Source organism: Streptomyces regalis, from assembly GCF_001509475.1.
Classification (GTDB): domain Bacteria; phylum Actinomycetota; class Actinomycetes; order Streptomycetales; family Streptomycetaceae; genus Streptomyces; species Streptomyces regalis.
Map to the genome: position 1 here is coordinate 71,754 of NZ_LLZG01000364.1, position 25,873 is coordinate 97,626.

Annotated in this window: 22 protein-coding genes and 5 tRNA genes; 16 read left to right on the top strand and 11 right to left on the bottom strand. The window is 69.8% G+C overall.

The genetic code is table 11. From position 1 onward, the window contains the following. The first annotated feature begins 90 nt into the window (after positions 1-90). The 3 genes from ADL12_RS33285 (at position 91) to ADL12_RS33295 (ending at position 4,444) form a co-directional block, all read left to right on the top strand. Complete coding sequence (locus ADL12_RS33285; RefSeq protein ID WP_062709018.1) at positions 91-2,454, top strand: polysaccharide lyase 8 family protein; 2,364 nt, start codon at positions 91-93, stop codon at positions 2,452-2,454. Between the two features lie 154 nt (positions 2,455-2,608). After that, on the top strand, positions 2,609-4,192 hold the full coding sequence (locus tag ADL12_RS33290; RefSeq protein WP_062709021.1) for an acyl-CoA carboxylase subunit beta: 1,584 nt from the start codon (positions 2,609-2,611) through the stop codon (positions 4,190-4,192). Positions 4,193-4,249: 57 nt separating this feature from the next. After that, positions 4,250-4,444, top strand: a complete 195-nt coding sequence (locus ADL12_RS33295; protein WP_062709024.1) for an acyl-CoA carboxylase subunit epsilon — start codon at positions 4,250-4,252, stop codon at positions 4,442-4,444. Positions 4,445-4,860: 416 nt separating this feature from the next. Here ADL12_RS33295 and ADL12_RS33300 read toward each other — a convergent pair whose 3' ends face one another. The 8 genes from ADL12_RS33300 to ADL12_RS33335 form a co-directional block, all read right to left on the bottom strand. Next, positions 4,861-5,442 carry a GTP-binding protein gene (locus ADL12_RS33300; protein WP_026248371.1) on the bottom strand — a complete coding sequence of 194 codons (582 nt, stop codon included), beginning with the start codon at positions 5,440-5,442 and terminating at the stop codon, positions 4,861-4,863. Then, positions 5,423-5,995, bottom strand: a complete 573-nt coding sequence (locus ADL12_RS33305) for a DUF742 domain-containing protein (protein ID WP_062709027.1) — start codon at positions 5,993-5,995, stop codon at positions 5,423-5,425. The genes ADL12_RS33300 and ADL12_RS33305 overlap by 20 nt, the downstream gene beginning before the upstream one ends. Before the next feature lie 95 nt (positions 5,996-6,090). Next, complete coding sequence (locus tag ADL12_RS33310; RefSeq protein WP_004983065.1) at positions 6,091-6,504, bottom strand: roadblock/LC7 domain-containing protein; 414 nt, start codon at positions 6,502-6,504, stop codon at positions 6,091-6,093. A gap of 10 nt (positions 6,505-6,514) precedes the next feature. After that, positions 6,515-9,793 (bottom strand): nitrate- and nitrite sensing domain-containing protein, encoded by a 3,279-nt coding sequence (locus tag ADL12_RS33315; protein ID WP_062709030.1) that lies wholly within the window; start codon positions 9,791-9,793, stop codon positions 6,515-6,517. 388 nt (positions 9,794-10,181) lie between these two features. Further along, complete coding sequence (locus tag ADL12_RS33320) at positions 10,182-10,757, bottom strand: GTP-binding protein (RefSeq protein ID WP_030051303.1); 576 nt, start codon at positions 10,755-10,757, stop codon at positions 10,182-10,184. Beyond that, positions 10,738-11,136, bottom strand: a complete 399-nt coding sequence (locus ADL12_RS33325) for a DUF742 domain-containing protein (protein WP_003997626.1) — start codon at positions 11,134-11,136, stop codon at positions 10,738-10,740. The genes ADL12_RS33320 and ADL12_RS33325 overlap by 20 nt, the downstream gene beginning before the upstream one ends. 113 nt (positions 11,137-11,249) lie before the next feature. Then, positions 11,250-11,663, bottom strand: a complete 414-nt coding sequence (locus tag ADL12_RS33330) for a roadblock/LC7 domain-containing protein (protein ID WP_003993189.1) — start codon at positions 11,661-11,663, stop codon at positions 11,250-11,252. A 9-nt stretch (positions 11,664-11,672) separates the two neighbouring features. Beyond that, entirely contained in the window at positions 11,673-15,452 is a 3,780-nt protein-coding gene (locus tag ADL12_RS33335) for a sensor histidine kinase (protein ID WP_062709033.1), read from the bottom strand. A 606-nt stretch (positions 15,453-16,058) separates the two neighbouring features. Here ADL12_RS33335 and ADL12_RS33340 point away from each other — a divergent pair. The 3 genes from ADL12_RS33340 (at position 16,059) to gltX (ending at position 18,652) form a co-directional block, all read left to right on the top strand. After that, on the top strand, positions 16,059-16,244 hold the full coding sequence (locus ADL12_RS33340; RefSeq protein ID WP_062709036.1) for a hypothetical protein: 186 nt from the start codon (positions 16,059-16,061) through the stop codon (positions 16,242-16,244). 154 nt (positions 16,245-16,398) lie between these two features. Then, the gene (locus ADL12_RS33345) at positions 16,399-17,184 is read left to right on the top strand and encodes a fumarylacetoacetate hydrolase family protein (RefSeq protein WP_062709039.1); all 786 of its coding nucleotides are present in this window, start codon (positions 16,399-16,401) and stop codon (positions 17,182-17,184) included. After that, positions 17,168-18,652, top strand: a complete 1,485-nt coding sequence (gltX, locus tag ADL12_RS33350) for a glutamate--tRNA ligase (protein ID WP_079052414.1) — start codon at positions 17,168-17,170, stop codon at positions 18,650-18,652. The genes ADL12_RS33345 and gltX overlap by 17 nt, the downstream gene beginning before the upstream one ends. 58 nt (positions 18,653-18,710) lie before the next feature. Here gltX and ADL12_RS33355 read toward each other — a convergent pair whose 3' ends face one another. Then, complete coding sequence (locus ADL12_RS33355; protein ID WP_062709045.1) at positions 18,711-18,995, bottom strand: hypothetical protein; 285 nt, start codon at positions 18,993-18,995, stop codon at positions 18,711-18,713. A 183-nt stretch (positions 18,996-19,178) separates the two neighbouring features. On the opposite strand from ADL12_RS33355, the gene ADL12_RS33360 reads away from it, so the two are divergent. The 8 genes from ADL12_RS33360 (at position 19,179) to ADL12_RS33395 (ending at position 22,146) form a co-directional block, all read left to right on the top strand. Then, entirely contained in the window at positions 19,179-19,358 is a 180-nt protein-coding gene (locus ADL12_RS33360) for a hypothetical protein (RefSeq protein ID WP_062709048.1), read from the top strand. Between the two features lie 128 nt (positions 19,359-19,486). Continuing rightward, positions 19,487-20,809, top strand: coding sequence for a hypothetical protein (locus ADL12_RS33365; RefSeq protein WP_062709051.1), 1,323 nt, complete (start codon positions 19,487-19,489; stop codon positions 20,807-20,809). 36 nt (positions 20,810-20,845) lie between these two features. After that, positions 20,846-21,577 carry an HAD family hydrolase gene (locus ADL12_RS33370; protein WP_062709054.1) on the top strand — a complete coding sequence of 244 codons (732 nt, stop codon included), beginning with the start codon at positions 20,846-20,848 and terminating at the stop codon, positions 21,575-21,577. Between the two features lie 92 nt (positions 21,578-21,669). Then, positions 21,670-21,741 (top strand) — tRNA-Gln (locus ADL12_RS33375). Between the two features lie 37 nt (positions 21,742-21,778). Next, positions 21,779-21,851, top strand: a tRNA-Glu gene (locus tag ADL12_RS33380). A gap of 29 nt (positions 21,852-21,880) precedes the next feature. After that, positions 21,881-21,953, top strand: a tRNA-Glu gene (locus tag ADL12_RS33385). Between the two features lie 20 nt (positions 21,954-21,973). Continuing rightward, a tRNA-Gln gene (locus ADL12_RS33390) sits at positions 21,974-22,045 on the top strand. Between the two features lie 28 nt (positions 22,046-22,073). Next, a tRNA-Glu gene (locus ADL12_RS33395) sits at positions 22,074-22,146 on the top strand. A gap of 53 nt (positions 22,147-22,199) precedes the next feature. On the opposite strand, the gene ADL12_RS33400 is transcribed toward ADL12_RS33395, so the two are convergent. Beyond that, positions 22,200-22,844 carry a MerR family transcriptional regulator gene (locus tag ADL12_RS33400; RefSeq protein WP_062709057.1) on the bottom strand — a complete coding sequence of 215 codons (645 nt, stop codon included), beginning with the start codon at positions 22,842-22,844 and terminating at the stop codon, positions 22,200-22,202. Between the two features lie 88 nt (positions 22,845-22,932). Between ADL12_RS33400 and ADL12_RS33405 the strand changes: the two genes are divergently transcribed. Further along, positions 22,933-23,454: a DUF4188 domain-containing protein gene (locus tag ADL12_RS33405; protein WP_062709061.1), complete on the top strand. Its 522-nt coding sequence runs from the start codon at positions 22,933-22,935 to the stop codon at positions 23,452-23,454. Positions 23,455-23,527: 73 nt separating this feature from the next. Here ADL12_RS33405 and ndgR read toward each other — a convergent pair whose 3' ends face one another. Further along, entirely contained in the window at positions 23,528-24,244 is a 717-nt protein-coding gene (ndgR, locus tag ADL12_RS33410; RefSeq protein ID WP_015036427.1) for an IclR family transcriptional regulator NdgR, read from the bottom strand. Positions 24,245-24,439: 195 nt separating this feature from the next. Between ndgR and leuC the strand changes: the two genes are divergently transcribed. Further along, a complete protein-coding gene (gene leuC / locus ADL12_RS33415; protein WP_062709063.1) occupies positions 24,440-25,870 on the top strand; it encodes a 3-isopropylmalate dehydratase large subunit in 1,431 nt (476 codons plus the stop codon). Positions 25,871-25,873: the final 3 nt, after the last annotated feature.

Consider the following 25,873-nt stretch of genomic DNA (forward strand, 5'->3'; position numbering starts at 1 on the left):
CGCGACCGACCGTAGACCTATTCCGTTCAGGATTCAACATCATCCGTAAAGTGTTGGCGCGGTTACTCTGAGGTGGTAAATGCCCAAGGCATGACCTCTCAGCGCACAGGGCTCACGAGACCCACCCGCCGAGCCGTCCTGCTCGCGGCGGCGCTCCTGGCCACAACCGCGACCACGACCGTCACCACGACCGCTCCCGCCGCCCGAGCCGCCGAGGCCGACCCCTACGACGCCCTCCGCCTGCGCTGGCTCGGCATCGCCCTCGGCGCCGACTACGACCCGGCTGCAGAGCCGTACGCCACCCGCCTCGCCGAAACCGGCACCCTCGCCCGCGGCTTCCGGGCCACCATGGCCCCCACCCCCACCTCCCTGTGGCCCGGCCATCCCTACGACCCGCCCGCCGGCATCACCCACAGCTACGGCCGTCTGTGGACGATGACCCAGGCCTACGTCCAGCCCGGCACCGGCTCCACCGCCGACCCGGCCCTCCTCGCCGAGATCCTGCGCGGCCTCGACCACCTCTCCGCCACGATCTACAACCCCTCCACCACCCGTTACGGCAACTGGTGGGAATGGCAGATCGGCAGCCCGCGCCTGCTGATGGACATCACGGCCGCCCTGTGCGGCCACCTCACCGAGGCGCAGATCGCCGCCGCCTGCGCGGCCGTCGACCACTTCATCCCGGACGCGATGCTGACGGACTACTCCGGCACCTCCACCGGCGCCAACCGCGTCGACCTCTGCCGCAGCGTCGCCCTGCGCGGCATCCTCGGCCGGACCCCGGCGAAGATCGCGCTCGCCCGCGACGCGCTCTCCCCGGTCTTCCCGTACGTCACGAAGGGCGACGGCCTCTACGCCGACGGCTCGTTCGTCCAGCACACCTGGGTCGCCTACTCCGGCACCTACGGCCAGGTCCTCCTCGACGGCCTCGGCCGACTCTTCGCCCTGCTCGCCGGATCCGAGTGGGAGGTGACCGACCCGGGCAGGCAGATCGTCCTCGACAGCGTCGAGCGCGCATACGCCCCGCTCATCCATGACGGCTTGATGATGGACAGCGTCAACGGCCGTGCCATCAGCCGCGGTTACCTCAAGAGCGACGACCGGCACGTCCTGCGCAGCGACCACTTCCACGGCCAGGGCGTCATCGCCGCCATGGCCCTGCTCGCCGGCGGCGCGAGCGCGGCGGAGCGCGAGCGCTGGTACGGCTGTATCAAGGGATGGATCGAACGGGACGCCGCACACCCGATCTTGACGGCGCGTCAGTTCGGCGTCGCCGACCTCGCCCGACTGCACACAGTCGCCGAATCGCCGGTCGCCGCCGCGCCCGAACCCACCGGCCACCACCTCTTCGCCGCGATGGACCGGGCGGTGCATCGCCGCCCGCGCTTCGTCGTGAACGTCGCCATGGCCAGCGACCGCATCGCGTACTACGAGTGCGGCAACGGCGAGAACCCGCGCGGCTGGCACACCGGCGCCGGGATGCTCTCCTGGTGGGCCGGCGGCCTCGGTGGCCGGCCCGATCAGTACACCGACTGGTACTGGCCGACCGTCGACTGGTACCGCCTCCCGGGTACGACCGTCTCCACCAAGCGCCTCCCCGACAAGGCAGGCGGCGAGTGGGGCGAGCCCAAGCCCGACGCGCGCTGGGTCGGTGGCGCGACCGACGGCGAGTACGCGGCGATCGGGCAGCACCTGAAGGGCCTGGGATCGACGCTCGAAGCCCGTAAGTCGTGGTTCTGCGTCGAGGACGCCGTGATCTGCCTCGGGGCCGGGATCACCTGCGCCGACGGAGTCCCCGTCGAGACCGTCGTCGACAACCGCAACCTGGGGGAGGGCGGCACCCAGGCCTTCGTACGCGGCCCGGGCTGGGCGCACCTGGAGGGCCACGGCGGCTGGGTGGTGCCGTACGGCGATCTGCGCACCCTGCGCGAGGACCGCACCGGCGCCTGGGCCGACATCAACACCGCCAGTACGACGGAGCGGCGCACCCGCCGCTGGCAGACCCTCTGGCTGGACCACGGCACGGACCCGACGGACGCGGCATACGTCTATGTGCTCATGCCCGGCGCCGGCCGGCACGAGGTGGCGGCGTGGGCCGCGCAGGGCGCCCGCCGGCTGTCGGTTCTCGCCAACGACAGGACGTGCCAGGCGGTTCGCGTCCCCTCCCTCGGCCTGACGGCCGCCAACTTCTGGCAGCCGGGCACGGTGGGTCCGCTCGCCGCCTCCGCCGGCGCGAGTGTGCTGCTCCGCCGCCGGGGCCGTACCGCTACGCTCTGCGTGAGCGAGCCGCCCCGCACCGGCGAGCCGTTGGAGATCACCTGGGAGCACCCCGTACGCCGCATCGTCCGCGCGGACGACTCGGTCGAGATCCTCGCGACGGGCCGCCGACTGCGCGTCCGTGTCACCCCGGGGATGGTATGTGCCACCCACCGATGTGAGGTGGCTCTCAGCTGACGGCTTTGTGAGACCTCCACAACGCGCACGCCCCCTGAGCAGTCGGAAGGGCTGCATGCCGTCATGGTTCTGTTCAGGGGTACCAGGAAAACGCGCCGGAGACTGTACGGAGTCAACGGCTCGCTTTCCTTGGTGTCCTTCGTAAGGTCGCTACATGACCGTTTTGGATGAGGCACCGGGTGAGCCGATCGACGCCCGCGGGCGGACGGCCGAGCTGCACGAGATCCGTGCGCAGGCGCTGGCCGGCCCGAGCGAGAAGGCGACCGCGGCGCAGCACGCCAAGGGCAAGCTGACCGCTCGGGAGCGGATCGAGCTGCTGCTGGACCCGGGCTCCTTCCGGGAGGTCGAGCAGCTGCGCCGGCACCGCGCGGTCGGGTTCGGCCTGGAGGCCAAGAAGCCGTACACCGACGGTGTCATCACCGGCTGGGGCACGGTGGAGGGCCGCACGGTCTTCGTCTACGCCCATGACTTCCGGATCTTCGGCGGCGCGCTGGGCGAGGCCCACGCCACGAAGATCCACAAGATCATGGACATGGCCATCGCGGCGGGCGCGCCCCTGGTCTCCCTGAACGACGGTGCGGGCGCCCGTATCCAGGAGGGTGTCTCGGCGCTCGCCGGCTACGGCGGCATCTTCCAGCGCAACACCAAGGCGTCCGGCGTCATCCCGCAGATCAGCGTGATGCTCGGCCCGTGCGCGGGCGGCGCGGCGTACAGCCCCGCCCTGACGGACTTCGTGTTCATGGTCCGCGAGACGTCGCAGATGTTCATCACCGGCCCGGACGTGGTCAAGGCGGTGACGGGCGAGGAGATCACCCAGAACGGCCTGGGCGGCGCGGACGTGCACGCCGAGACCTCCGGTGTCTGTCACTTCGCGTACGACGACGAGGAGACGTGCATCGCGGAGGTGCGCTACCTCCTCTCGCTGCTGCCGCAGAACAACCGTGAGAACCCGCCCCGGGTGGAGTCCTCGGATGCCGCCGACCGCCGGTCGGACGTCCTGCTGGACCTGGTCCCGGCGGACGGCAACCGGCCGTACGACATGGCGAAGGTCATCGAGGAGATTGTCGACGACGGCGAGTACCTCGAGGTCCACGAGCGCTGGGCGCGCAACATCATCTGCGCGCTGGCCCGCCTGGACGGCCAGGTGGTGGGCATCGTGGCCAACCAGCCGCAGTCCCTCGCCGGTGTCCTGGACATCGAGGCGTCGGAAAAAGCTGCGCGCTTTGTCCAGATGTGTGACGCTTTTAACATCCCAATCGTCACTTTCCTGGACGTCCCCGGTTTCCTCCCGGGCGTCGACCAGGAGCACGGCGGAATCATCCGGCACGGCGCGAAGCTCCTGTACGCCTACTGCAACGCGACCGTGCCGCGGATCTCGCTGATCCTGCGCAAGGCGTACGGAGGCGCGTACATCGTCATGGACAGCCAGTCCATCGGTGCCGACCTCACCTATGCCTGGCCGACGAACGAGATCGCCGTGATGGGCGCGGAGGGTGCCGCCAACGTCATCTTCCGCCGCCAGATCGCCGAGGCCGAGGACCCCGAGGCCATGCGGGCCCGCATGGTCAAGGAGTACAAGTCCGAGCTCATGCACCCCTACTACGCGGCCGAGCGTGGCCTGGTGGACGACGTGATCGACCCCGCGGAGACCCGCGAGGTACTCGTCCGCTCCCTGGCGATGCTCCAGACCAAGCACGCCGACCTGCCGTCCCGCAAGCACGGCAACCCCCCGCAGTAACCCAGCGGATCCTTCGCGGTACCCCCGCGGAAACCTCTCTCACGGAGACTGTGACCTATGAACACCCCTGACATCCGCGTCGAGAAGGGCCACGCCGAGCCCGAGGAAGTCGCCGCCATCACGGCGATCCTCCTGGCTCGCGCCGCCGCCCAGCCGTCCGACACCGCCCCGGCCCACCGAGGCCGCGCGAAGGCCGGCTGGCGCCGCCTGGAGCGCGAGCCCGGCTTCCGGGCCCCGCACAGCTGGCGCTGAGGCCTGTTGCACGTACGGCCCCGTTCTCCCTGAGGGGAGGGCGGGGCCGTTGCATTCGGTCACGGCCCACTGGCCACAGTGCGTGAGCCCGCTGAACTCCCACAGCTTCACGAACGCCGGCGTCAGACCGTTCCAGCTCGCCAACTCACCGGTGCACGCACCCCGCACAGCCGTGACCGCCGGCCACCGCAGCAGCACCCGCGAGGCGACGCCCAGAGCGGCCTCCACACGCGTTCCCTGGGCTTGCCCCTGCCCGCGTCTCCCAGCGGGCTTTCGGCCTCGCTCAGGCCCACCGGAGCGCACCAACTCGGCCATCGGCAACCGGCGTTCCCGCTCCCGTCCTCGAACGACTGCGGCCCCCATCCCTCCCACAGGAGGAACGGGGGCCGCAAACGACACGTGTCGGAGACCGGCCGCTAGCGCAGTCGCGCCATCAGGGCGTGCTCGACCAGCGTGATCAGTGCCGACTTCGCGTCCGCGCGGTGGCGGGCGTCGGTCGTGATGATCGGGGTGTCGGGGCCGATCTGCAGGGCCTCGCGCACCTCGTCCGGGTTGTACGGCTGGTTGCCGTCGAAGCCGTTGAGGGCGATGACGAAGGGGAGCCCGCTGTTCTCGAAGTAGTCGACCGCGGGGAAGCAGTCGGCAAGGCGCCTGGTGTCGACCAGGACGATCGCGCCGATGGCACCGCGCACCAGGTCGTCCCACATGAACCAGAAGCGGTCCTGACCGGGCGTACCGAAGAGGTACAGGATCAGGTCCTGGTCCAGGGTGATACGGCCGAAGTCCATGGCGACCGTCGTGGTCGTCTTGTCTCCGGTGTGGGTGAGGTCGTCGATGCCCGCCGAAGCAGACGTCATGACGGCCTCTGTGCGCAGCGGGTTGATCTCCGAAACGGCCCCGACGAACGTGGTCTTGCCCACGCCGAAGCCACCCGCCACCACGATCTTCGCCGAGGTGGTGGAGCGGGAAGGACCGCCGCTAGAGCTTGCGAAGTCCACTGAGCACCCTTTCGAGCAGTGTCACGTCTGGCTGGCCGCCGGCGTTCTCGTCGCCGCCGGGCTGATGGATGGCGACCAGGCCCGCCTCCGCCAAGTCGGCGACGAGGATCCTGGCCACGCCGAGAGGGATCGTCAGGAGGGCGGATACTTCCGCCACCGACTTGATCTCGCGGCAGAGGTTGCAGATCCGCTGATGCTCGGGCAACTGGCCCTGCATCTGGTGCGGCTGCGCGGTGGTGTGCACCAGCGCCTCGATGGCGAGCTGGTAGCGCGGGCGCGTCCGGCCGCCGGTCATGGCGTACGGACGCACCAGGGGGTTGTTCGCCGCCCCGGCGGGCGCCGGCTCGGGGGCGCGTCGCTGCGGCTGCACGGGCTGGATGCGCGGCGCCGGGGGCTGGTCGTACGGCGAGGGACCGGGGCCCTGCGGAGCGTACGGCTGCCGCTGGCTCGGCGAGGAGGGGAAGTTGTACCGGTTCTGGGAACCGTCGTTGTGACCCTGGGCAGGGCCGTACGACCAGTTGCCCGATGACGAACCGTCTGGGGGTGTTGCCACTTTCTCTCCTCCTCCGACTGTGCCTGGCACCCATCATGTGGAGCCGCGTCCCGAAACCTTACGGCCACGGGACGCCAAAACGCACCGGCTGTCTGTTAGTTGAGCAGGCTGCCCTGGAGTTCCGCGCGCAGGTCCGGCGTGAGGACCGTACCGGCACGGTCGACCAGAAGCGCCATCTCGTACCCAATGAGGCCGATGTCCGCCTCGGGGTGTGCGAGAACGGCGAGCGACGAACCGTCGGAAATGGACATGATGAAGAGGAATCCCCGCTCCATCTCCACAACCGTCTGGTTCACGCTGCCACCCTCGAAGATGCGGGAGGCGCCTGCCGTCAGAGACGTCAGACCGGAGGCGACGGCCGCGAGCTGGTCGGCGCGGTCGCGCGGAAAGCCTTCGGACATCGCCAGAAGGAGTCCGTCGGCGGAGACCACCACCGTGTGCGACACCCCGGGGGTGTTGTCCACGAAGTTGGTGATCAACCAGTTCAGGTTCTGTGCCGCCTGGCTCATCGGGCTCACACTAACGCTCCTGGTTGTAGGTGCTGTCAGGACCACTGTGTTGATTCCTAGTGGCCTGGCCGTTCGTTTCGCTTCCCGCGCTGCGTCCCCGCTGGACACCGCGGCGCAGGTTGCTCAGCCTGCCCCGGACGTCCTCGGGAGCGCGGGAGATCTGTGGACCTCCCTGGGGGGTGGTCTCGGCGGCTCCCTCGACCAGGTTGGCCTTGGGGACCCGCCGCGGCAGGCCGGAGGAGGTAACCCCGCCCGCCTTGGGCTTCCGGAGCTGCGAGGCCTGCTGCCAGCGATCGTCGTTGGACGAGCGCCAGCTGCTGTCGCCGTTGCTGTCCGGCGAGGGGGCCGACGGTTCCTGCCGCACGGGCCGTGCGCCGTTGCTGCCGCTCGCGGGGGATCCGCGGCGGGGAAGCCCGGCGTCGGTCAGCGCGTGGGGGGCGGAGGAGGCCGGTCCCGGACGCTCGAAGCCTACGCGGTCGTGCTCGTTCGCGTCATCGGCCTGCGCAGATTCCGTTTCCGGAGCGTACTGGTCCTGGTAGCCGTTGCGGTAGCCGTTCGACTGCGGCCAGTCATCCTGGTGGCGACGCTGTTCGAAGGCTGGGAAGGTCTCCGGGGCCGAGGCGCTCGCGGCCGCGGGCTCCTCGCGGACCGGCTCCGGATACGAGGGCTCGGGGTAGCCGCCGCCCGACGAGAAGGTGTCGTTCTGCTGCAGGCCCCCGTTCGGCGCGTAGTACGTGTCGTCGTACGACGGCTGCTGAGGCTCCTCATACGCCGACCGCTGCTGCTCCTCGTACGACTGGCGCTGCTCCTCGTACGACGTCTGCGGGTCGTACCCGCCACGCTGCTCGGGGAAGCCGCCCTGGCCGTCGAAGGCCGGCTGACCGGTGAAGTCGTCGTACCCGGGTGTCCCGGGGGTCTCCTGACCGGGCTGCTCGTCGTGGTTCTGGGCCTCCAGGGCCGCACGGCGCTCCTCGCGCATCAAGGAGCGGCCGACCGGGTCCAGCTCGCGGATGTCGTCCGGGACCTCGGTGTAGCGGCTGTCGTCGAAGCCGAGCTCCGCGGCCGTACGCATGGGCACCTGGTTGAAGTTCTCACCCTGGAAGTGCTGCTCCGGGATGATCTGCGAGACGGTGAAGTCGTCCTGGGCCGGCTGCTGCTCGCCGCCACCACCGTGGGTGATCGCGTCGGGCAGCATGACCAGCGAGGTGGTGCCGGCCTGCTCGCCGGAGGGGCGCAGCTGGACGCGGATGCCGTGCCGGTCGGACAGCCGGCCGACCACGAACAGACCCATGCGCTGGGATATCGCGGCGTCGACGGTGGGCGGGTTCGCGAGCTTGTGGTTGATGTCCGCGAAGTCCTCGGCCGTCAGGCCGATGCCCTTGTCGTGGATCTCGATCATGACCCGGCCGTCGGGGAGACGGGTGGCGGTCACGCGGACCTTGGTCTGCGGCGAGGAGAACGTCGTCGCGTTCTCCAGCAGCTCGGCGAGCAGGTGCACGAGGTCGGTCACGGCACGGCCGTGGATCTCGGCCTCCGGGACACCCGACAGCTCGATGCGCTCGTACTGCTCCACCTCGGAGGAGGCGGCACGCAACACGTCGACCAGCGGGACCGGCTGGTCCCAGCGGCGGCCGGGCTCCTCGCCGGCGAGGACGAGGAGGTTCTCGCCGTTGCGGCGCATACGGGTCGCGAGGTGGTCCAGACGGAAGAGGTTCTCCAGCTGGTCCGGGTCGGCCTCGTTGTTCTCCAGGTCGGTGATCAGGGTCAGCTGGCCCTCGATCAGCGACTGGTTGCGGCGCGAGAGGTTGGTGAAGATCGCGTTGATGTTGCCCCGCAGCAGGGCCTGCTCGGCGGCGAGCCGGACGGCCTCGCGGTGGACCTGGTCGAAGGCGCGGGCGACCTCGCCGATCTCGTCGCGGGTGTTGATCGGGATGGGCTGGACGCGGGTGTCCACGCGGCCCGGGTCGGTGCGCGAGAGCTGGTCGACCAGCATCGGCAGGCGCTGCTCGGCGATGCCGAACGCGGCGTTGCGCAGCTGGCGCATCGCGCGGCTCATCTGGCGGGCGACCATGCCGGCCAGGATGAACGCGGCGAGCAGGGCGACCACGACGGCGGCACCGGTGATGAGGGCGTCGCGCTTGGCGTCGTCGGAGATGGCGGCGGCCTCGTTCACCGCGGTGTTGGCGAGGTCGTTCTCGATCTGGCGGTAGGCGTTGAACTTGAGCGTGTTCACCGCCCAGAAGTTCTGAGCGGAGACGCCCTTTTGTGCGAGCGCGAGGCGTTCGCCGGCGTCCGTCGTCTTCAGGGCCGAGATGGCCTTGATCATGTCGGTCGGTTCGGACGGCGGCGGCACATACGTCTCGCCCTTGGCCTTGGCAGCCGCGGCGGCCTGCGTGGCCAGCTGCTTGCCCTCGGCCTGGATGTCCTTCTTGGCGTCTTCGAGCTTCTGCGCGTCGGCCTCGGTGCCACCGCCGATGTACTCCTCGACGGCGATGCCCTCAAGGTAGGCGTACGAGGTGAGCGCGACCCTCTGGCTGGCGAAGCTGCTGTCGGTCGGACCGGGCTTGATCAGCAGGTGCATGCCGATGGAGCGCTGCAGCGACAGGGCCGCCTTGGTCAGCTCGATGGCGTAGACGGTGCGGCCGTAGGAGGTGATGTTGCCGGTGCCCAGACCGAGCTCGTTGGCGAACTCCGTCAGGGGGTGGGCGACATCGACGTAGCCCTCTTCGGTCTTCACGCCGGTGAGCTTGGTGGTGTACGCCTTGTCACGCAGCACCGTGAGCCCGGGTTCGGCCTTTCGGAACAACCGCAGACGGCGCTCCAGGCCCGCCTTCCCCGGCATGTTCTGCGCGGCCTGGTCGAACTCGTCGGCGGCCTTGTCGGTGGCGTCGCGGGCCGCGCTGACGGTTGCCTTGTCCTCCTCGGTCTGGGCCGAGCCCTTCAGCAGCGGCGCTGCGGTGACGTCGCGCTCGTTGTAGAGGGCGTCGGCGTAGTTCAGGGAGGCCCGGACCAGACGCGCGGTGTTCTCGGCGTCCTCGGCTTCCTGCCAGGTGTCGATCGAGCTCTTCACCTGGAAGCCGCCCATGACGAGGCCGACCAGCACGGGTATGAGCAGGATCGCGTTCAGCCGGGTCGGCACACGCCAGTTGCGCGGCGAGAGACGGCCGCCGCTTGGCGCAGACGCCGTCGTTGGTTCCGATCCGGGCACAGGGGCGGGCGCCGCTCCGCGCGGCGGCGGGGTGAAGTTGCCCCGGGCCGACGGCTCGGGACTGCTCTTGCTTCGCCTCACTCGACCAACAACCTTCCGGCGGGGTCGGCACCAAACGTTGTGCCGCAGTGTCTCAGAGCCCAGTTCGCCATTGAGTACGTAGTACTGCTGAGTACGTCTTTGACTATTGGGCAGTTCTCGCATTCCAGCACGTCGGCCTGCGCTCTTCCAAACAGTGGAAGAGGAGGATTCCGAGCGATGTAAGCACTGGATAAAACGGTCATAAAGAGCGAGCCCCGTCAAAAGACGGGGCTTTTGTGCGCGCAGCGGCACCGGTTGACCGCGACGAGTGGCCGTACCACACGATTCCTCTGCCGAAACGTTATGAACAACGAAGCCGACCGTGTCAAAGGCCACAGCCGGCTCCGGTGCATCTACGGCAACTGCCGTATGGTGCTGCCGACTTGCGTTACCGCAGCCGGGCCATGAGCGCGTGCTCGACCAGCGTGATCAGCGCACTCTTGGCGTCGGCCCGGTGCCGGGCGTCGGTGGTGATGATCGGCGCGTCCGGGCCGATCTGCAGCGCCTCGCGCACCTCGTCGGGCGTGTAGGGCTGGTGTCCGTCGAAGCCGTTGAGGGCGATGACGAAGGGGAGCCCGCTGTTCTCGAAGTAGTCGACCGCCGGGAAGCAGTCGGCGAGACGGCGGGTGTCGACCAGGACGACGGCGCCGATGGCACCGCGCACCAGGTCGTCCCACATGAACCAGAAGCGGTCCTGGCCGGGTGTACCGAAGAGGTACAGGATCAGGTCCTGGTCCAGGGTGATACGGCCGAAGTCCATGGCCACCGTGGTGGTGGTCTTGTCCCCGGTGTGCGTGAGGTCGTCGATGCCCGCGCTCGCCGAGGTCATGACCGCCTCGGTGCGCAGCGGGTTGATCTCCGAGACGGCGCCCACGAACGTGGTCTTGCCCACGCCGAAGCCACCCGCCACCACGATCTTGGCAGAGGTGGTCGCCCGGCCCGGTTCAGAGCTTGCGAAGTCCACTGAGCACCCTTTCGAGCAGCGTCACGTCAGGTGCGCCGCCGTTGTTCTCGTCGCCACCCGGCTGGTGGATGGCGACCAGGCCGGCCTCCGCGAGGTCCGCGACCAGGATCCTGGCCACGCCCAGCGGCATGGACAGCAGCGCGGAGACCTCGGCGACCGACTTCACCTCACGGCACAGGTGGCAGATGCGCTGGTGCTCCGGGAGGAGCCCCATGAGTGCTGCCGGGTCGGCCGTGGTGCTGATCAGGGCCTCGATGGCCAGCTGGTAGCGCGGCCGGGTCCGGCCGCCGGTCATCGCGTACGGACGTACCAGCGGCTGGTCGCCCTCATCCTCGTACGGCTCCGCGTACGGATCATGAGAGGCGGTGGGCGGGGTCATGAATCCTCCGGGCGGGGACAGCAAGTCGGTCAGTCAAGCCGTCTGGTGATGGCCGGTGGGGGGATTGTGGCGGCCGGACGGTGATTTGGTGAGACGGGTGGATCCGCGGGTGATCAGTGGAGCAGACTGCCTTGGAGCTCGGCGCGGAGGTCCGGCGTGAGCACTGCGCCCGCGCGGTCGACCAGCAGCGCCATCTCATAGCCGACGAGGCCGATGTCGCACTCGGGGTGGGCGAGAACGGCCAGGGACGAACCGTCCGAGACGGACATGAGGAAAAGGAATCCCCGCTCCATCTCGACGACGGTCTGTGCCACGCTGCCGCCCTCGAAGATCCGGGAGGCCCCTGCCGTCAGTGAGGTCAGACCCGACGCGACGGCCGCCAGCTGGTCGGCGCGGTCGCGGGGGAAGCCCTCTGACATCGCCAGCAGGAGACCGTCGGCGGACACGACGACGGTGTGGGACACACCCGGGGTGTTGTCCACGAAGTTGGTGATCAACCAGTTGAGGTTCTGTGCCGCCTGGCTCATCTGGCTCAACTAACGCTCCTGCTGGTGAGTGGGGTTCGGGAAGCTACCGGTCTGGCCGTTACCGACCTGGCGACCTTGCGCGATACCCCGACGGAGATTGGTCAGCCGGCCACGTACGTCGTCAGGCGCACGCGAGACAGCCGGACCGGATTGGTGCTGTTGCTGCTGAGCCGTGCCCGGGACGAGGTTCGCCCTGGGTACCCGGCGCGGCAGGCCGGAGGTGGTGACACCGCCTGCGGCCGGCTGCCGGACGCGTTCCGCCTGCCGGACGAGATCGTCGTTCGGCGAGCTGCGCCAGGCGGTCGATGAGGTCCGCTGGGGAGCGGAGGGCGGCTGCGCAGGAGCCGCGGGAGTCTGCGGCTGCTGCGCAGCGGAGGCCGGAGCCGAGCCGCCCGCGCCGGGCTGACGGCCCTGCGGGCCGCCGTGGAACCAGTTGGTCTCCAGCGTGTCGTACAGCGGGGTACGACCGTCGCCGGGACCCGCCGGCGGCAGCTCCCACCCGTCACCCGACCGCCGCCCCTCATCGGGCCGCTGCGCGGCGCCCCTATTGTCTGGCTCCTGGCGCACGGGCCGCTGCTGCGGACGCGGCGGGACCGGGGGCTGCGGGGCACCGAAGTCGGAACCGCCGCCGTACGTGCCGTTGACCTGGGGCCGCTCGAACTGCCCGGTGGAGTCGGGGTTCTGGCGGCCGGGCAGGGAGTGCTGGCCCGTCGAGCTGCCGTCGTACGCCTGCGGCGAGGCGAACTGGCCCGTCTGCGACGAGTTGTTCTGCCCGTTCGGGGCGCCGAAGACGTCCGAGCGGACGAACTGACCGGAGTTCTGCGGGTCGTACGCACCCGGGGCGGGAGCGTCGTAGTCCGGGCGGGCGAAGTCCGAGGGGCCGGCGTTCGAGCCCGGGCGGCCGTCGTGGCGCCCGATCGCCGGGATCTCCGCGGTCGAGCCGGGGCCCTGGAGGTCGTCGATCCGCGGCATCCGGGAGGTCTGTGCGGGGTCCTCGTCGTGCCCGCGCGGGGTGTCGAGCGAGGCGCGCGGCACCTGCGGCTGCGCGTTCTCGTCGCTCCAGCTGGGGCGGGACGGCTGGTTGCCGCCCGGCAGCTCGGCACGCGGGCCACCGCGCGGCGGCAGCTGCGGCTGACGGCCACGGCGGCCCGTCCCCTTGTCGTTGCCGGCGGGCGGCGACTGCGGCGACGAGAATCCACCCGGCCGCGACTGGTCGGAGCCGCCGGAGACGCCACGGGCGCCGCCGAAGGAGTCCTGACCCGTGCCCGCGGACTGCAGCCCCTGCGGAGCACCCGGAGCCTGGCCACCGAACCCGGCGCCCGCACCGGCCGGCGGCCGACCCTGCGAGGGCGCGCCCGGACCCTGCGGTCCACGCGGGGCGCCCGGTCCACCCGGAAGCCCGCCACCGTCACGTCCGGGCAGCGCGGCCCGCGGGCCCTGGCCGGCACCGAGCCGGCCCCCGCCGGACGCACCGGCGCCGAGCGCACCGCCACCCGGCGCACCGGCGCCGAGCGAGCCGTTGCCGGACTGGGCCTGGCGACGGGCGGCTGCCGCACCGGCGGCGGCCTGCGCGGCGGCCGGACCGCCGGAGACACCCGGACCGCCCGGACCGGGCTTGCCGGGAGCGGGCTTCTTGCCGCCCTGGGCGACGTCGACGGGGAGCATGACCAGCGCGGTCGTACCACCGGAGTCGGACGGGCGCAGCTGGATGCGGATGCCGTGGCGCTGCGACAGACGACCGACCACGAACAGACCCATGCGGCGGGAGACCGACACGTCCACGGTGGGCGGCGAGGCGAGCCGCTCGTTGATCGCGGCGAGGTCCTCGGGGGAGAGGCCGATGCCGGTGTCGTGGATCTCGATCAGCACACGGCCGTCGGGCAGCGCGTGACCGGTGACCTTGACCTTGGTCTGCGGCGAGGAGAACGAGGTCGCGTTCTCCAGCAGCTCGGCGAGCAGGTGCACGAGGTCGTTGACCACACGGCCGGCCACTTCGGTGGTCGGCACGGAGGCCAGCTCGATGCGCTCGTACTGCTCCACCTCGGACGCGGCGGCGCGGAGCACGTCGACCAGCGGGACCGGGCGGGTCCAGCGGCGGCCGGGCTCTTCACCGGCGAGGACGAGGAGGTTCTCACCGTTACGGCGCATACGCGTCGCGAGGTGGTCGAGCTTGAACAGCGAGGACAGCTGGTCCGGGTCGGCCTCGCGGGACTCCAGCTCGGAGATCAGCGACAGCTGGCGCTGGATCAGACCCTGGGAGCGGCGCGAGAGGTTGGTGAACATCGCGTTGACGTTGCCCCGCAGCAGGGCCTGCTCGGCGGCGAGGCGGACCGCCTCGCGGTGCACGTCGTCGAAGGCCGCGGCCACCTGGCCGATCTCGTCCCGGGAGTGCACACCGACCGACTCGACGGAGGTGTCGACATCCTGCGGGTCGGACTCGGAGAGCTGCTTGACCAGCTCGGGCAGCCGGTCCTGGGCGACCTTGGTGGCGGTCTCCTCCAGACGGCGCAGCGAGCGGATCATGGAGCGGGCCACGACGAAGGCGCCGACCAGCGAGACACCGAGCACGAGCAGGATCAGCGCACCGGAGATGATCGCCTCGCGCTCCGACTCGTTGCGCAGCTCGCGGGCCTTTTGCTCCATCTCCTCGAGCAGCGTGGTCTCGATGGCGCGCATGCCCTGGATCTTGGCGGTGCTGTCGTCGACCCAGTCCCGGTACGAACGCTTCTCGAGGTCGACGAGGGCGTTCGGATTGCCGAGCGCGCGGTTGGCGTACTTGTCGCTCGCCGTGATCGTCGGGTTGCCCTCTTCGATCGACTTCAGCTTGTCCGCGGCGGCCTGTATGCCGTAGATGCTCCGGAAGCTCTTCAGCTCGGACCGCTGGCTAGTCACCGCCGACTCGGCGTACAGCCGGTCGTTCTCGGAGAGGTCGCCGACGGACTTGTTGTTCGCGGGCAGCGCCGCCGCGAGGACGGCGCGCTGGATGGACGCGTACTCCTTGGCGGTGGAGAAGGCCGCCAGGGCACGCGTGCTCTGGATCATCTCCGGGTTGCTGGTCGCCTCTGCCATGTCCTGCGAGAGACCCAGCAGGTTGGTGATCAGGCGGTGGTAGGCCTCCACCGTCTGCGTGGAGTTCTGCTTGGCCTCGTACGCGGTGTTGCGGATCTTCGCGATGTTGGCCAGGTCGCCGACGAGCTGGACGAGGTTGTCGCGAACGCCCTTGAGGTTGCCGTCCTTGCTGGAGTTGTCGATCTCCTCGGAGGCGTCGACGAAGCTCTTCATGGCCCGGTCCGTCTTGTCCCGGTAGCCCTTGACCGTGTAGTCGGTCGCCTTGGCGCCGTGCGCGAGCGGTCCGGCGGACTGGTCGCGCTCCTCCTGGAGCGCCGCGGCGAGCTCGGTGGCCCGCTTGGTCATGTCCGTCAGCAGCCGCATGTTGTCGAGCTGCTGGATGTCGTCCATGTTGTCGCTGATGCGCAGTGCGCCCAGCGAGGTGGCCGCGACCACCGGGAGTGTCAGCAGCGCCACGAGGCGCGTGGAGATGCGCCAGTTGCGCAGGGCTATTCGCGCGCCGGGGCCACCGGAGCCCTTCGGGGCCTTCTTGGCCGGCGGAGCGGACGGTGTCGCCGCCCCTGGGGACGCCGACACGGCGGGGCGCCCGGAGCGCTCACCACCGTCGACGGACGGGGCCGGGCCCTGGTTCTGGGCGTGCTGGGGCGAGGGACCTCGCTCGGTCCCGCCGTGCTCCGGCTCCGCCGAAGCGCTGCCATCCCTCTTGAAACGTCCCTGCACTAGCGTCGCAACCTCTGGACCAGGCGCCCCTCCGCGTGAACGGACGGACACGGTGTCGGCGTCTTTAGGGAGCGCCCTGAATACGCTCCCTGTTGGTCGTGGGTGACCGGCGCTGGCTCCCCCTTCTCGCCGCCACTCGGCGCTCGATGCGCCCCCTGTGCGCCGGCTCGATCCTGCGGCGGTCCGTGGAATTCCAGCACAGTGCAGGACCTCCAACAAGGCCCGTAGGTCGAGCCGTGACATACGTGACACCACGTGAGTGCGAGATTACCTGCCGTAGAAAGCGATCCCACCCATAACGGACGTATGCCCGCGAGCCGTTGGGGTGTAGGGGGTGTCCCAGTCGCCATGATCAGGAGCGGAATGAACGGTTCAGGGGGGCAATGTCCGTTTCGGGCGGGTGGATTGCGGGCCTGAATTGACCGGTTTATCCGTGAACTCGTGAGCAAACTCACATGCGGATCAAGGCGTCTGTGCAACTTCCCGAGGGAATTGCATGTTTAGCCTGACGCTTTACAAGAGGGATCTTTCTGCCAACCCGCGTCCGGGACTCAGGCCCTTCGAGGCCGGCCCCGGCGCCCCGTCACGACAGGGCTCAGTAAAACCGTGAAGACGACGACGATGATCCGCACGATAGCCAATCCGCGGCGCACGACGCTGGCGCACCTCGACGGCGCCGACGAACTGCAGACCCCGCAGCAGCCGGAGCACTCCGTCGATCTTCCTGCTCAGACCGCGAACCCCAAGCGCACCATCCTCCAGGAGATGCCCGTCACCGCCACCGCCGAGTAGTACGCGGGCGGACGACCGGTTGTTCAATCACGTACGAACATTCGGTCGCGTACGACGGCCGGGGCGCCCGCGTCATGCGCGAGGCGCTCGCCCCTCACCGCGCTAGCCTGGAGCGTCAGACTCCAGCCGGCTTAAGTGAGGGGCGCAAAATCCCGTGCGCATCGCCAGATTCTCCATCGACGGGAATGTCGCCTTCGGCGCGGTCGAGGGCGACAAGCCGGACGAGCTCGTCCTCGACATCATCAAGGGCATCCCGTTCGCGGACTTCGAGCTCTCCGGTACGAAGGTGCCGTTGAGCAAGGTCAGGCTGCTGCCGCCGGTGCTCCCCAACAAGGTCGTGGCCTTCGGCCGCAACTACGCCGAGCACGCCCGCGAACTCGGCAACGAGGTGCCCGACGCCCCGTTCGCCTTCTTCAAGCCGTCCACCGCGGTGATCGGCCCCGGCGACGAGATCCAGTACCCGTCCTTCACCGAGGACCTCCACCACGAGGCCGAACTGGCCGTCGTCATCGGCCGCATGTGCCGCGAGGTCCCGCGTGAGCGCGTCAAGGACGTGATCTTCGGCTTCACCTGCGCCAACGACATCACCGCCCGCGACATCCAGAAGCGCGAGAAGCAGTGGGCGCGGGCCAAGGGCTTCGACACCTCCTGCCCGCTGGGCCCCTGGGTGGAGACGGACATCGACCTCGAGACGGCGTCCGACCTGACCATCCAGCTCACGGTCAACGGCGAACAGCGCCAGCTCGGCCGTACCAGCGAGATGATCCACTCCATCGAGGACCTGATCGTCAACATCTCCGAGGCCATGACGCTGCTCCCCGGCGACGTGATCCTCACGGGCACCCCGGCAGGGGTCGGCCCCCTCAACGTCGGCGACGAGGTCGCCGTCACCATCGAAGGCATCGGCACTCTCACCAACAAGGTTGTCAAGCGTGGCTAGCGCACCCGTCCGCGTACGTTTCTGCCCCTCGCCCACCGGTAACCCCCACGTGGGCCTGGTCCGCACCGCCCTGTTCAACTGGGCGTTCGCCCGGCACCACCGGGGCACGCTCGTCTTCCGCATCGAGGACACCGACGCGGCCCGCGACTCCGAGGAGTCCTACAACCAGCTGCTCGACTCGATGCGCTGGCTCGGCTTCGACTGGGACGAGGGCCCCGAGGTCGGCGGCCCGCACGCGCCGTACCGCCAGTCGCAGCGCATGGACCTCTACAAGGACGTCGCGGCCAAGCTCCTGGACGGCGGTTACGCGTACTACTGCTACTGCTCCCAGGAGGAGCTGGACACCCGCCGCGAGGCCGCCCGCGCGGCAGGCAAGCCGTCCGGTTACGACGGGCACTGCCGCGACCTGACCGACGCGCAGGTCGAGGAGTACAAGGCCCAGGGCCGCGAGCCGATCGTCCGCTTCCGCATGCCCGACGAGACGATCACCTTCACGGACCTGGTCCGCGGCGAGCTGACGTTCACCCCGGAGAACGTGCCCGACTACGGCATCGTCCGCGCGAACGGCGCCCCGCTCTACACCCTCGTCAACCCGGTCGACGACGCCCTGATGGAGATCACCCACGTCCTGCGCGGCGAGGACCTGCTCTCCTCGACGCCCCGTCAGATCGCCCTGTACAAGGCGCTGATGGAGCTGGGCATCGCCAAGGGTGTCCCCGAGTTCGGCCACCTGCCGTACGTGATGGGCGAGGGCAACAAGAAGCTCTCCAAGCGTGACCCGCAGTCGTCGCTGAACCTCTACCGCGAGCGCGGCTTCCTCCCCGAGGGCCTGCTCAACTATCTCTCCCTGCTCGGCTGGTCGCTCTCGGCCGACCAGGACATCTTCACGATGGACGAGATGGTCGCGGCCTTCGACATCAAGGACGTGAACCCCAACCCGGCCCGCTTCGACCTGAAGAAGTGCGAGGCGATCAACGGCGACCACATCCGCCTGCTGGATGTGAAGGACTTCACCGAGCGCTGCCGCCCGTGGCTCCAGGCCCCGTTCGCGCCGTGGGCCCCGGAGGCCTTCGACGAGGTGAAGTGGCAGGCGATCGCCCCGCACGCCCAGACCCGCCTGAAGGTGCTGTCGGAGATCACGGACAACGTCGACTTCCTGTTCCTGCCGGAGCCGGTCGAGGACGAGGCGAGCTGGACGAAGGCCATGAAGGAAGGCTCGGACGCCCTCCTGTGCACAGCCCGCGAGAAGCTGGACGCGGCCGACTGGACCTCCCCGGAGTCGCTGAAGGAGGCCGTCCTGGCCGCCGGCGAGGCCCACGGCCTCAAGCTCGGCAAGGCCCAGGCCCCGGTCCGCGTCGCCGTCACCGGCCGCACGGTCGGCCTGCCCCTCTTCGAGTCCCTGGAGGTCCTGGGCAAGGACAAGACCCTGGCCCGGATCGACGCGGCACTGGCCAGGCTGGCGGCGTAACCGACCAGCACACAAGGGGCGGCACCCGGAATTCCGGGTGCCGCCCCTTGTCGCTTGGTCACTGTGCGTCGGCTTCGTCGATCAGGTACTGGGTCTCATCGAAGATCCAGACGACGACGACGACCATGATCGCGCCAGCCACCACGTATTCCAGCATCACGCCAGGCGCCACATAGGCCTTGCGTAGATTGTCGTCTGGGCCCAGCGGCGCGGTCGAGGTCTTCCGGTACGGGTCACGGGCCAGTATGCGCACGGCCCTGTCCAGCTGAGCCCGGCGCTCTGCGGGCAGTTCGTCGTACGTCGCACGGGCCTCGACGGTGAACTGGACGCGGTACTCGGTCATGACTCTGGCTCGGTCTTTCGCTCGTCGGTCCCACCACGCTACGGCATCCAGCGTCCACCAGGTCCGGTTCCCGGCAACCTGAGCTGCCCCTTCGCGGCAGCTGCGCCGCACCGTTCCACAGGCGCGACCGCCACCGTCACCATCCCGTCCGGCCAGACCTACAAGGCCGCCGCCGGCTGGAGCGTGCTGACCCAGGACACCGACGGAGCCCTGCACGTGCTGCGCGCCGCCGCCGACGGCACCACCACGGACGTCCCGGTCAACGGGCTCCGGTCCGCCGTCTCGCGGTCGTCCACACGCTGGACGGCACGACGTCCGTCGGCCTCGCGGACGGCGCCTTCCGTACGTACGTCACCGGCCTGAGCGCAGACTCGAAGGTCGTCTTCAACGACCGCCGGCCGGTCACCGACTGGAAGGCGATCCGCGTCGACTCCGACCCCGGCACCCGGCCCACCACGGTCACCGGGCTGCCCGGCCGGACCGAAGCCGTCGTGGGCGACCAAGTGCTCGCCGGAAACCCGGACTTCCTCCCCGCCGGCACCCAGCCCGCACTCAGCGCTCGCTCCCTCGTGACGGGGGCCGCGACCACCGTGCTCAGCCCGTCCTTCGGCGGCATCGGCCCGACCCAGGACGGCGGACTCGCCACCGAGAAGGTCGCCCAGATCCAGCCCTTCGCGGTCGGCGTACAGGGACTGGCCGTCGCCGGTGGCGAGTTGTTCCTGTACGGCAGGACGACTGGCGGGGGCTACCCCCGCTTCAACAGCTTTCAGCTGGACGCGACGGGCAGGCCCACCGGTCAGCAGACCCCTCGCAGTCCGGCACTGAGCGAGATCACCTGCCTCACCGGCGACGCAGCCTGCCCCCAGCTGGAGGCCCTGGGCGACGGCCGGGTCGCCTATCTGTGGACCAACGCCGAAGGCCAGGAGTCCGTCCTGACCGTCGGCCGCGACACCACCACCATCCGCAACGAGCCCACGGGCGACGCCGGCGGCCGCATTCCCGGCGGCAGCGGCCATTACGTCCTCCACAACGGCGGCTCCGGTACCCAGAAGGTCGTCGACTTCCCCAGCGACACGACCGACGGCGAGACCACCCTCAGCCGCGCCCGCACCGCCGCCGCCGTCTGGGGCCAGGTGATGTGGACGCCCGGCAGCACCCAGGGCGCGGTCGTCGGCAAGCACCTCAAGACCGGCCAGACGGTGGCCACGATCGCCACCGGCGCCCCCTGCACCCCCACCGACCTCCAGGCCGTGAACACCTGGCTGTACTGGTCCTGCGGCTCCACCGCGGGCGTCTACGACCGGGCGACGGGCCGCCGGATCACGGTCCCGGCCGACAACGGCTTCCTGCTCCGCGAGAACCGCACCACCCACGAACTGCTGCTCACCGACTTCCACACCGGAGGCAGCAACGGCCGCTGGGCCGTCGACCGCTTCGGCGGCCACATCGCCTACCTCAACGGCACGTACAGCGAGGTCTCGACCGTCCCCAGCGGCGTCCCCGCCTCGGCGCTCGCGCAGACGGAGGCCCAGACGGAGGCCGTACCGGGTGGCCCGGCGAAGTCGAACCCCTGGCAGCCGGTCTGGCAGCTCAACAAGCCCGCCACCTGGACACTCACCCTGAGCAACAGCGGCGGCACGGTGGTCCGCGCCCTCACCGGCAGCACCAAGGGCGCCGCCATCCGCGCCGCCTGGGACGGCTACTGGGGTGACGGCCGGCGTGTCATCGGCACGTACACCTGGAAGCTGACCGCCGAGCCCCGCGACAACGAGGGCCCCGCCCTCACCACGACCGACACGACCACGGTCAACTGACGGACAGGCTCCCGCCGTCCGAGCTACCGTCGGATCATGAGCATTCGGGCCGTGGTCTGGGACGTGGACGACACCATCTTCGACTACACCACCGCGGACCGCGCGGGCATGCGCGCGCACCTGCTGGCCGAGGGCCTGCTCGACGCGTACGACAGCGTCGAGCAGGCCATCGTGCGCTGGCGGCAGATCACCGACGCCCAGTGGGCGCGGTTCTCGGCGGGGGAGGCCACCTTCCAGGGGCAGCGCCGCGACCGTGTGCGGGTGTTCCTCGGCGAGGAGCTGACCGACCCCGAGGCCGACGCCTGGTTCGAGCGGTACATCGGCCACTACGAGACCGCCTGGGCCCTCTTCCCGGACGTCCTGCCGGTCCTGGACGCCCTCGCGGCCAGCCACCGGCACGCCGTGCTGTCCAACTCCAGCATCCACGTCCAGGACCGCAAACTGCGCGTGCTCGGCGTGCACGACCGCTTCGAGGCCATCCTGTGCGCGGCCGAGCTCGGCGTCTCCAAGCCGGAGGCCGGCGCCTTCCACGCCGCCTGCGCCGTGCTGGAGCTCGCCGCGCACCAGGTGGCGTACGTCGGTGATCACCCGGAGATCGACGGGCGGGGTGCCGCGGACGCCGGGTTGCTGTCGGTGTGGATCGACCGTGACGGCGCGTACACCGGCGCTGACGCCCCCGGCGGACCGCACCGGATCGCCTCCCTTGCCGAACTCCCCGCGATCCTTGGCTCGGATACCCGTTTTGGAGCCCCGTCCACCTTCGGGTAATGTTCTTCCTGCGCCGCCGGGGAGCGGGCCGAAAGGCCGGAAACCCGGGGGAGCAAACTAGAACAAGATCCCCGCAGGGGCTTGCGTTCCAGTGGCCTATGGTGTAATTGGCAGCACGACTGATTCTGGTTCAGTTAGTCTTGGTTCGAGTCCAGGTAGGCCAGCTCGCAGATGCCTTGAATTGAACACAGCATCTGCAAAGCCCCCGTTGTGTAGCGGCCTAGCACGCTGCCCTCTCAAGGCAGTAGCGCCGGTTCGAATCCGGTCGGGGGTACTGATCTCGATCAACTCGGGATCGCTAGGGCCCCCGTTGTGTAGCGGCCTAGCACGCCGCCCTCTCAAGGCGGTAGCGCCGGTTCGAATCCGGTCGGGGGTACTGTCTGGTCTAAACCACATTGGTCTATGGTGTAATTGGCAGCACGACTGATTCTGGTTCAGTTAGTCTTGGTTCGAGTCCAGGTAGACCAGCTCGGACCTGCGGAAACGCAGGCTCCATGCCCCCGTTGTGTAGCGGCCTAGCACGCCGCCCTCTCAAGGCGGTAGCGCCGGTTCGAATCCGGTCGGGGGTACAACATGAAGGCCCTTCGCTTCGGCGGAGGGCCTTCGTCGTGCTCGCCGTCGGTTACTCGAAGCCGTACCGCCGCGTCGTCTCCTCCTCCTGGGCCAGCCGGTGCAGCGACTGCAGGACCGGCTCGTTGAGGATCGCCCCCAGGATCGCGAACTCGATCCGCTCCGCCTCCGACGGGTGCGTCTCCATGTTGTCCAGGTCGAGGACGGCGGTCCGGTGCATCAACTCGGCGTACGGCGCGAGCAGTTCGGCTCCCCAGCCGTAGCCGAGCCGGCGGAACGCGGCCACCGCCACCACCAGCGAGCGGTACGCGGGGGAGATGGTCGTGAGCCGCTTGGCGTTCTCCCAGCCGAGCTGGTCCAGGAGCGCGTTGACCTCCTGCTGGGCGGCCTGGACGTACTCGTCGTCCTCGTCCGGCTCCGGCACCTGCGGCAGCGCCCACATCGCCGCGCCGAGGCGGATCGCGCGGCCCAGGGAGTCGTCGTCCACGTGCCCGAGGACCTCCCGGACCGTCGCCACCGGCACCCGGCCGACCTGGATCATCGCGCGCACCAGGCGCAGCCGCCGCAGATGCTCCTCGTCGTACTCGGCGGTGCGGGCGTTGATCTGGCGGCCGGGCGCCAACAGGCCTTCGCGCAGGTAGTACTTGATCGTCGCGATGGGCACCCCGCTGCGCTCGCTCAGTTCCGCCAGTCGCATCTCTTGCGCCCTTCCTTGGGGAGTGCCACTGTCCAAGCATCACCAAGAAGGATAGTGCCGCTATCCGACAGGGGAGCCAGGGGGCGTGATGTTCGTGAAGCCGACGTCTGGTCGTACGACCGCAGCAGTGGAAGGCGATCTCGTGGTGCTGCTGATCGGCATGCGCATCAACCGCTTCTGGGCCGTGCATCACTGGTTCCCGGTCGCCCTGGCCATGCCGCGGATGCTGCGCGAGTTGCAGAAGGCCCCGGAGCGGGGACTGCTCGGGCATGTGCTGCTGACGGCCTCGCCGCGGACGTACTACGTGGTCCAGTACTGGGAGTCCAAGGAGAAGCTCTACGCGTACGCGACCTCGCCCGACATGCTCCACCACCGGGCGTGGGCGATCTTCAACCGCAAGGAGCGGGAGGGGAAGGCGCGCGGGCACGTGGGGCTGTGGCATGAGGCCTACGTGGTGCCCGAGGGGTCGTACGAGTCGGTCTACGTGGACATGCCGGCGTTCGGACTCGCGGCGGCGCACGGGCAGGTGCCGCTGGAGAAGCGGGGGCGCTACGCGAAGGACCGGTTCGCGTACCGGTCGGAGGCGAAGGCGGCCGAAGAAGCCAGGTGACCGGGGGGCTCGGGGGAGTGGGGAGGGTCTGCCGCGGCGTTGAGGCGGACCCTCCCCACTGACATACCCGACGTCAGCCGGTGCGGCGCAGGGCCTCGGAGAGGCGGGCGGCGGCGTCGATGACCGCCTGGGCGTGCATACGGCCCGGGTGGCGGGTCAGGCGCTCGATCGGGCCGGAGACGGACACGGCGGCCACCACGCGGTTCGACGGGCCGCGTACGGGTGCGGAGACGGACGCGACGCCCGGCTCGCGCTCGCCGATCGACTGGGCCCAGCCCCGGCGTCGTACGCCGGAGAGCGCCGTGGCCGTGAAGCGGGCGCCCTGCAGGCCGCGGTGGAGGCGCTCCGGCTCTTCCCAGGCCATGAGGATCTGCGCCGAGGAGCCCGCCTTCATCGTGAGCGTCGAGCCGACCGGGACCGTGTCCCGCAGGCCGGACAGACGCTCCGCCGCGGCGACGCAGATGCGCATGTCGCCCTGGCGGCGGTAGAGCTGTGCGCTCTCGCCGGTGACATCGCGGAGGTGGGTGAGTACCGGGCCCGCCGTGGCGAGGAGGCGGTCCTCGCCGGCTGCCGCGGCCAGCTCGGCGAGGCGAGGGCCCAGAATGAAACGGCCCTGCATGTCGCGCGCCACCATGCGGTGGTGTTCCAGAGCCACGGCCAGCCGGTGGGCCGTGGGTCGTGCCAATCCGGTGGCCGCCACCAGCCCTGCGAGGGTGGCCGGACCGGACTCCAGGGCGCTCAGGACAAGGGCTGCCTTGTCCAGAACGCCGACGCCGCTACTGTTGTCCATGAAACGATACTCGCGTCTCACTCTGTGAAACGCAAGTTCAATTTTCCGTGGAACCCGCCACTCTGGAAGACACGAAGGCAATGCGGCCCGCAGACAAACGGGCCCGGTGGCGGACGCCCGAACAGGGGCGGCGGGCGCTGCCTCCACAAGATCTCTAGTTGGGCCGGTGGACGCTTGCCGGCCGGAGGGAAAGCGATGGGTAGGACACTCGCGGAGAAGGTCTGGGACGACCACGTCGTCCGGCGCGCCGAGGGCGAGCCCGACCTCCTCTTCATCGATCTGCACCTGCTGCACGAGGTGACCAGCCCGCAGGCCTTCGACGGCCTCCGCAAGAGCGGGCGCCAGGTGCGCCGGCTCGACCTGACCATCGCCACCGAGGACCACAACACCCCCACCCTCGACATCGACAAGCCCATCGCCGACCCGGTCTCCCGCGTCCAGCTGGAGACGCTGCGCGCGAACGCCGCCGAGTTCGGCGTCCGCCTGCACCCGCTGGGCGACGTCGAGCAGGGCGTCGTGCACGTCGTCGGCCCGCAGCTGGGTCTGACCCAGCCCGGCATGACCGTCGTCTGCGGTGACTCCCACACCTCCACGCACGGCGCCTTCGGCGGCCTGGCGTTCGGCATCGGCACCTCCCAGGTGGAGCACGTGCTGGCCACCCAGACGCTGCCGCTGGTCCGCCCGAAGACCATGGCCATCACGGTCAACGGCGAGCTGCCCGACGGCGTCACCGCCAAGGACCTGATCCTGGCGATCATCGCCCGGATCGGTACGGGTGGCGGCCAGGGCTACGTCCTGGAGTACCGCGGCTCCGCCATCGAGAAGCTCTCGATGGAAGCCCGCATGACCATCTGCAACATGTCGATCGAGGCCGGCGCCCGCGCGGGCATGATCGCCCCCGACGAGACCACCTTCGAGTACCTCAAGGGCCGCCCGCACGCGCCCAAGGGCGAGGACTGGGACGCGGCCGTCGCGTACTGGAAGACGCTGAAGACGGACGAGGACGCCGAGTTCGACGCCGAGGTCGTCATCGAGGCCGCCGAACTGTCGCCGTTCGTCACCTGGGGCACCAACCCGGGCCAGGGTGCTCCGCTTTCGGCGTCGGTCCCCGACCCGGCTTCGTACGAAGACGCTTCGGAGCGCCTCGCCGCCGAAAAGGCCCTGGAATACATGGGGTTGGAGGCCGGCCAGTCGCTGCGCTCCATCAAGGTGGACACCGTCTTCGTAGGCTCCTGCACCAACGGCCGGATCGAGGACCTGCGCGCCGCCGCCGAGCTCCTCAAGGGCCGCAAAGTCGCCGACGGCCTGCGGATGCTGGTCGTTCCGGGCTCCGCGCGGGTCGGTCTGCAGGCCGTCTCCGAGGGCCTGGACGTCGTCTTCAAGGAGGCCGGCGCCGAGTGGCGGCACGCGGGCTGCTCGATGTGCCTGGGCATGAACCCCGACCAGCTGGCCCCCGGTGAGCGCTCCGCGTCCACCTCCAACCGCAACTTCGAGGGCAGGCAGGGCAAGGGCGGCCGCACCCACCTGGTGTCGCCGCAGGTCGCCGCCGCGACCGCCGTGCTGGGCCACCTGGCCTCCCCGGCCGACCTGTCCGACGCCGAGACCCGTACGCCCGCTGGAGTCTGAGAA

Coding starts and splice junctions, on each gene's coding strand:
- ADL12_RS33370 (WP_062709054.1), top strand. CDS start 20,846: ATGAGCATTCGGGCCGTGGTCTGGGACGTGGACGACACCATCTTCGAC.
- ADL12_RS33285 (WP_062709018.1), top strand. CDS start 91: ATGACCTCTCAGCGCACAGGGCTCACGAGACCCACCCGCCGAGCCGTC.
- ADL12_RS33330 (WP_003993189.1), bottom strand. CDS start 11,663: ATGAGCCAGGCGGCACAGAACCTCAACTGGTTGATCACCAACTTCGTG.
- ADL12_RS33355 (WP_062709045.1), bottom strand. CDS start 18,995: ATGACCGAGTACCGCGTCCAGTTCACCGTCGAGGCCCGTGCGACGTAC.
- ADL12_RS33295 (WP_062709024.1), top strand. CDS start 4,250: ATGAACACCCCTGACATCCGCGTCGAGAAGGGCCACGCCGAGCCCGAG.
- ADL12_RS33400 (WP_062709057.1), bottom strand. CDS start 22,844: ATGCGACTGGCGGAACTGAGCGAGCGCAGCGGGGTGCCCATCGCGACG.
- ADL12_RS33325 (WP_003997626.1), bottom strand. CDS start 11,136: ATGACCCCGCCCACCGCCTCTCATGATCCGTACGCGGAGCCGTACGAG.
- ADL12_RS33405 (WP_062709061.1), top strand. CDS start 22,933: ATGTTCGTGAAGCCGACGTCTGGTCGTACGACCGCAGCAGTGGAAGGC.
- ADL12_RS33290 (WP_062709021.1), top strand. CDS start 2,609: ATGACCGTTTTGGATGAGGCACCGGGTGAGCCGATCGACGCCCGCGGG.
- ndgR (WP_015036427.1), bottom strand. CDS start 24,244: ATGGACAACAGTAGCGGCGTCGGCGTTCTGGACAAGGCAGCCCTTGTC.
- leuC (WP_062709063.1), top strand. CDS start 24,440: ATGGGTAGGACACTCGCGGAGAAGGTCTGGGACGACCACGTCGTCCGG.
- ADL12_RS33310 (WP_004983065.1), bottom strand. CDS start 6,504: ATGAGCCAGGCGGCACAGAACCTGAACTGGTTGATCACCAACTTCGTG.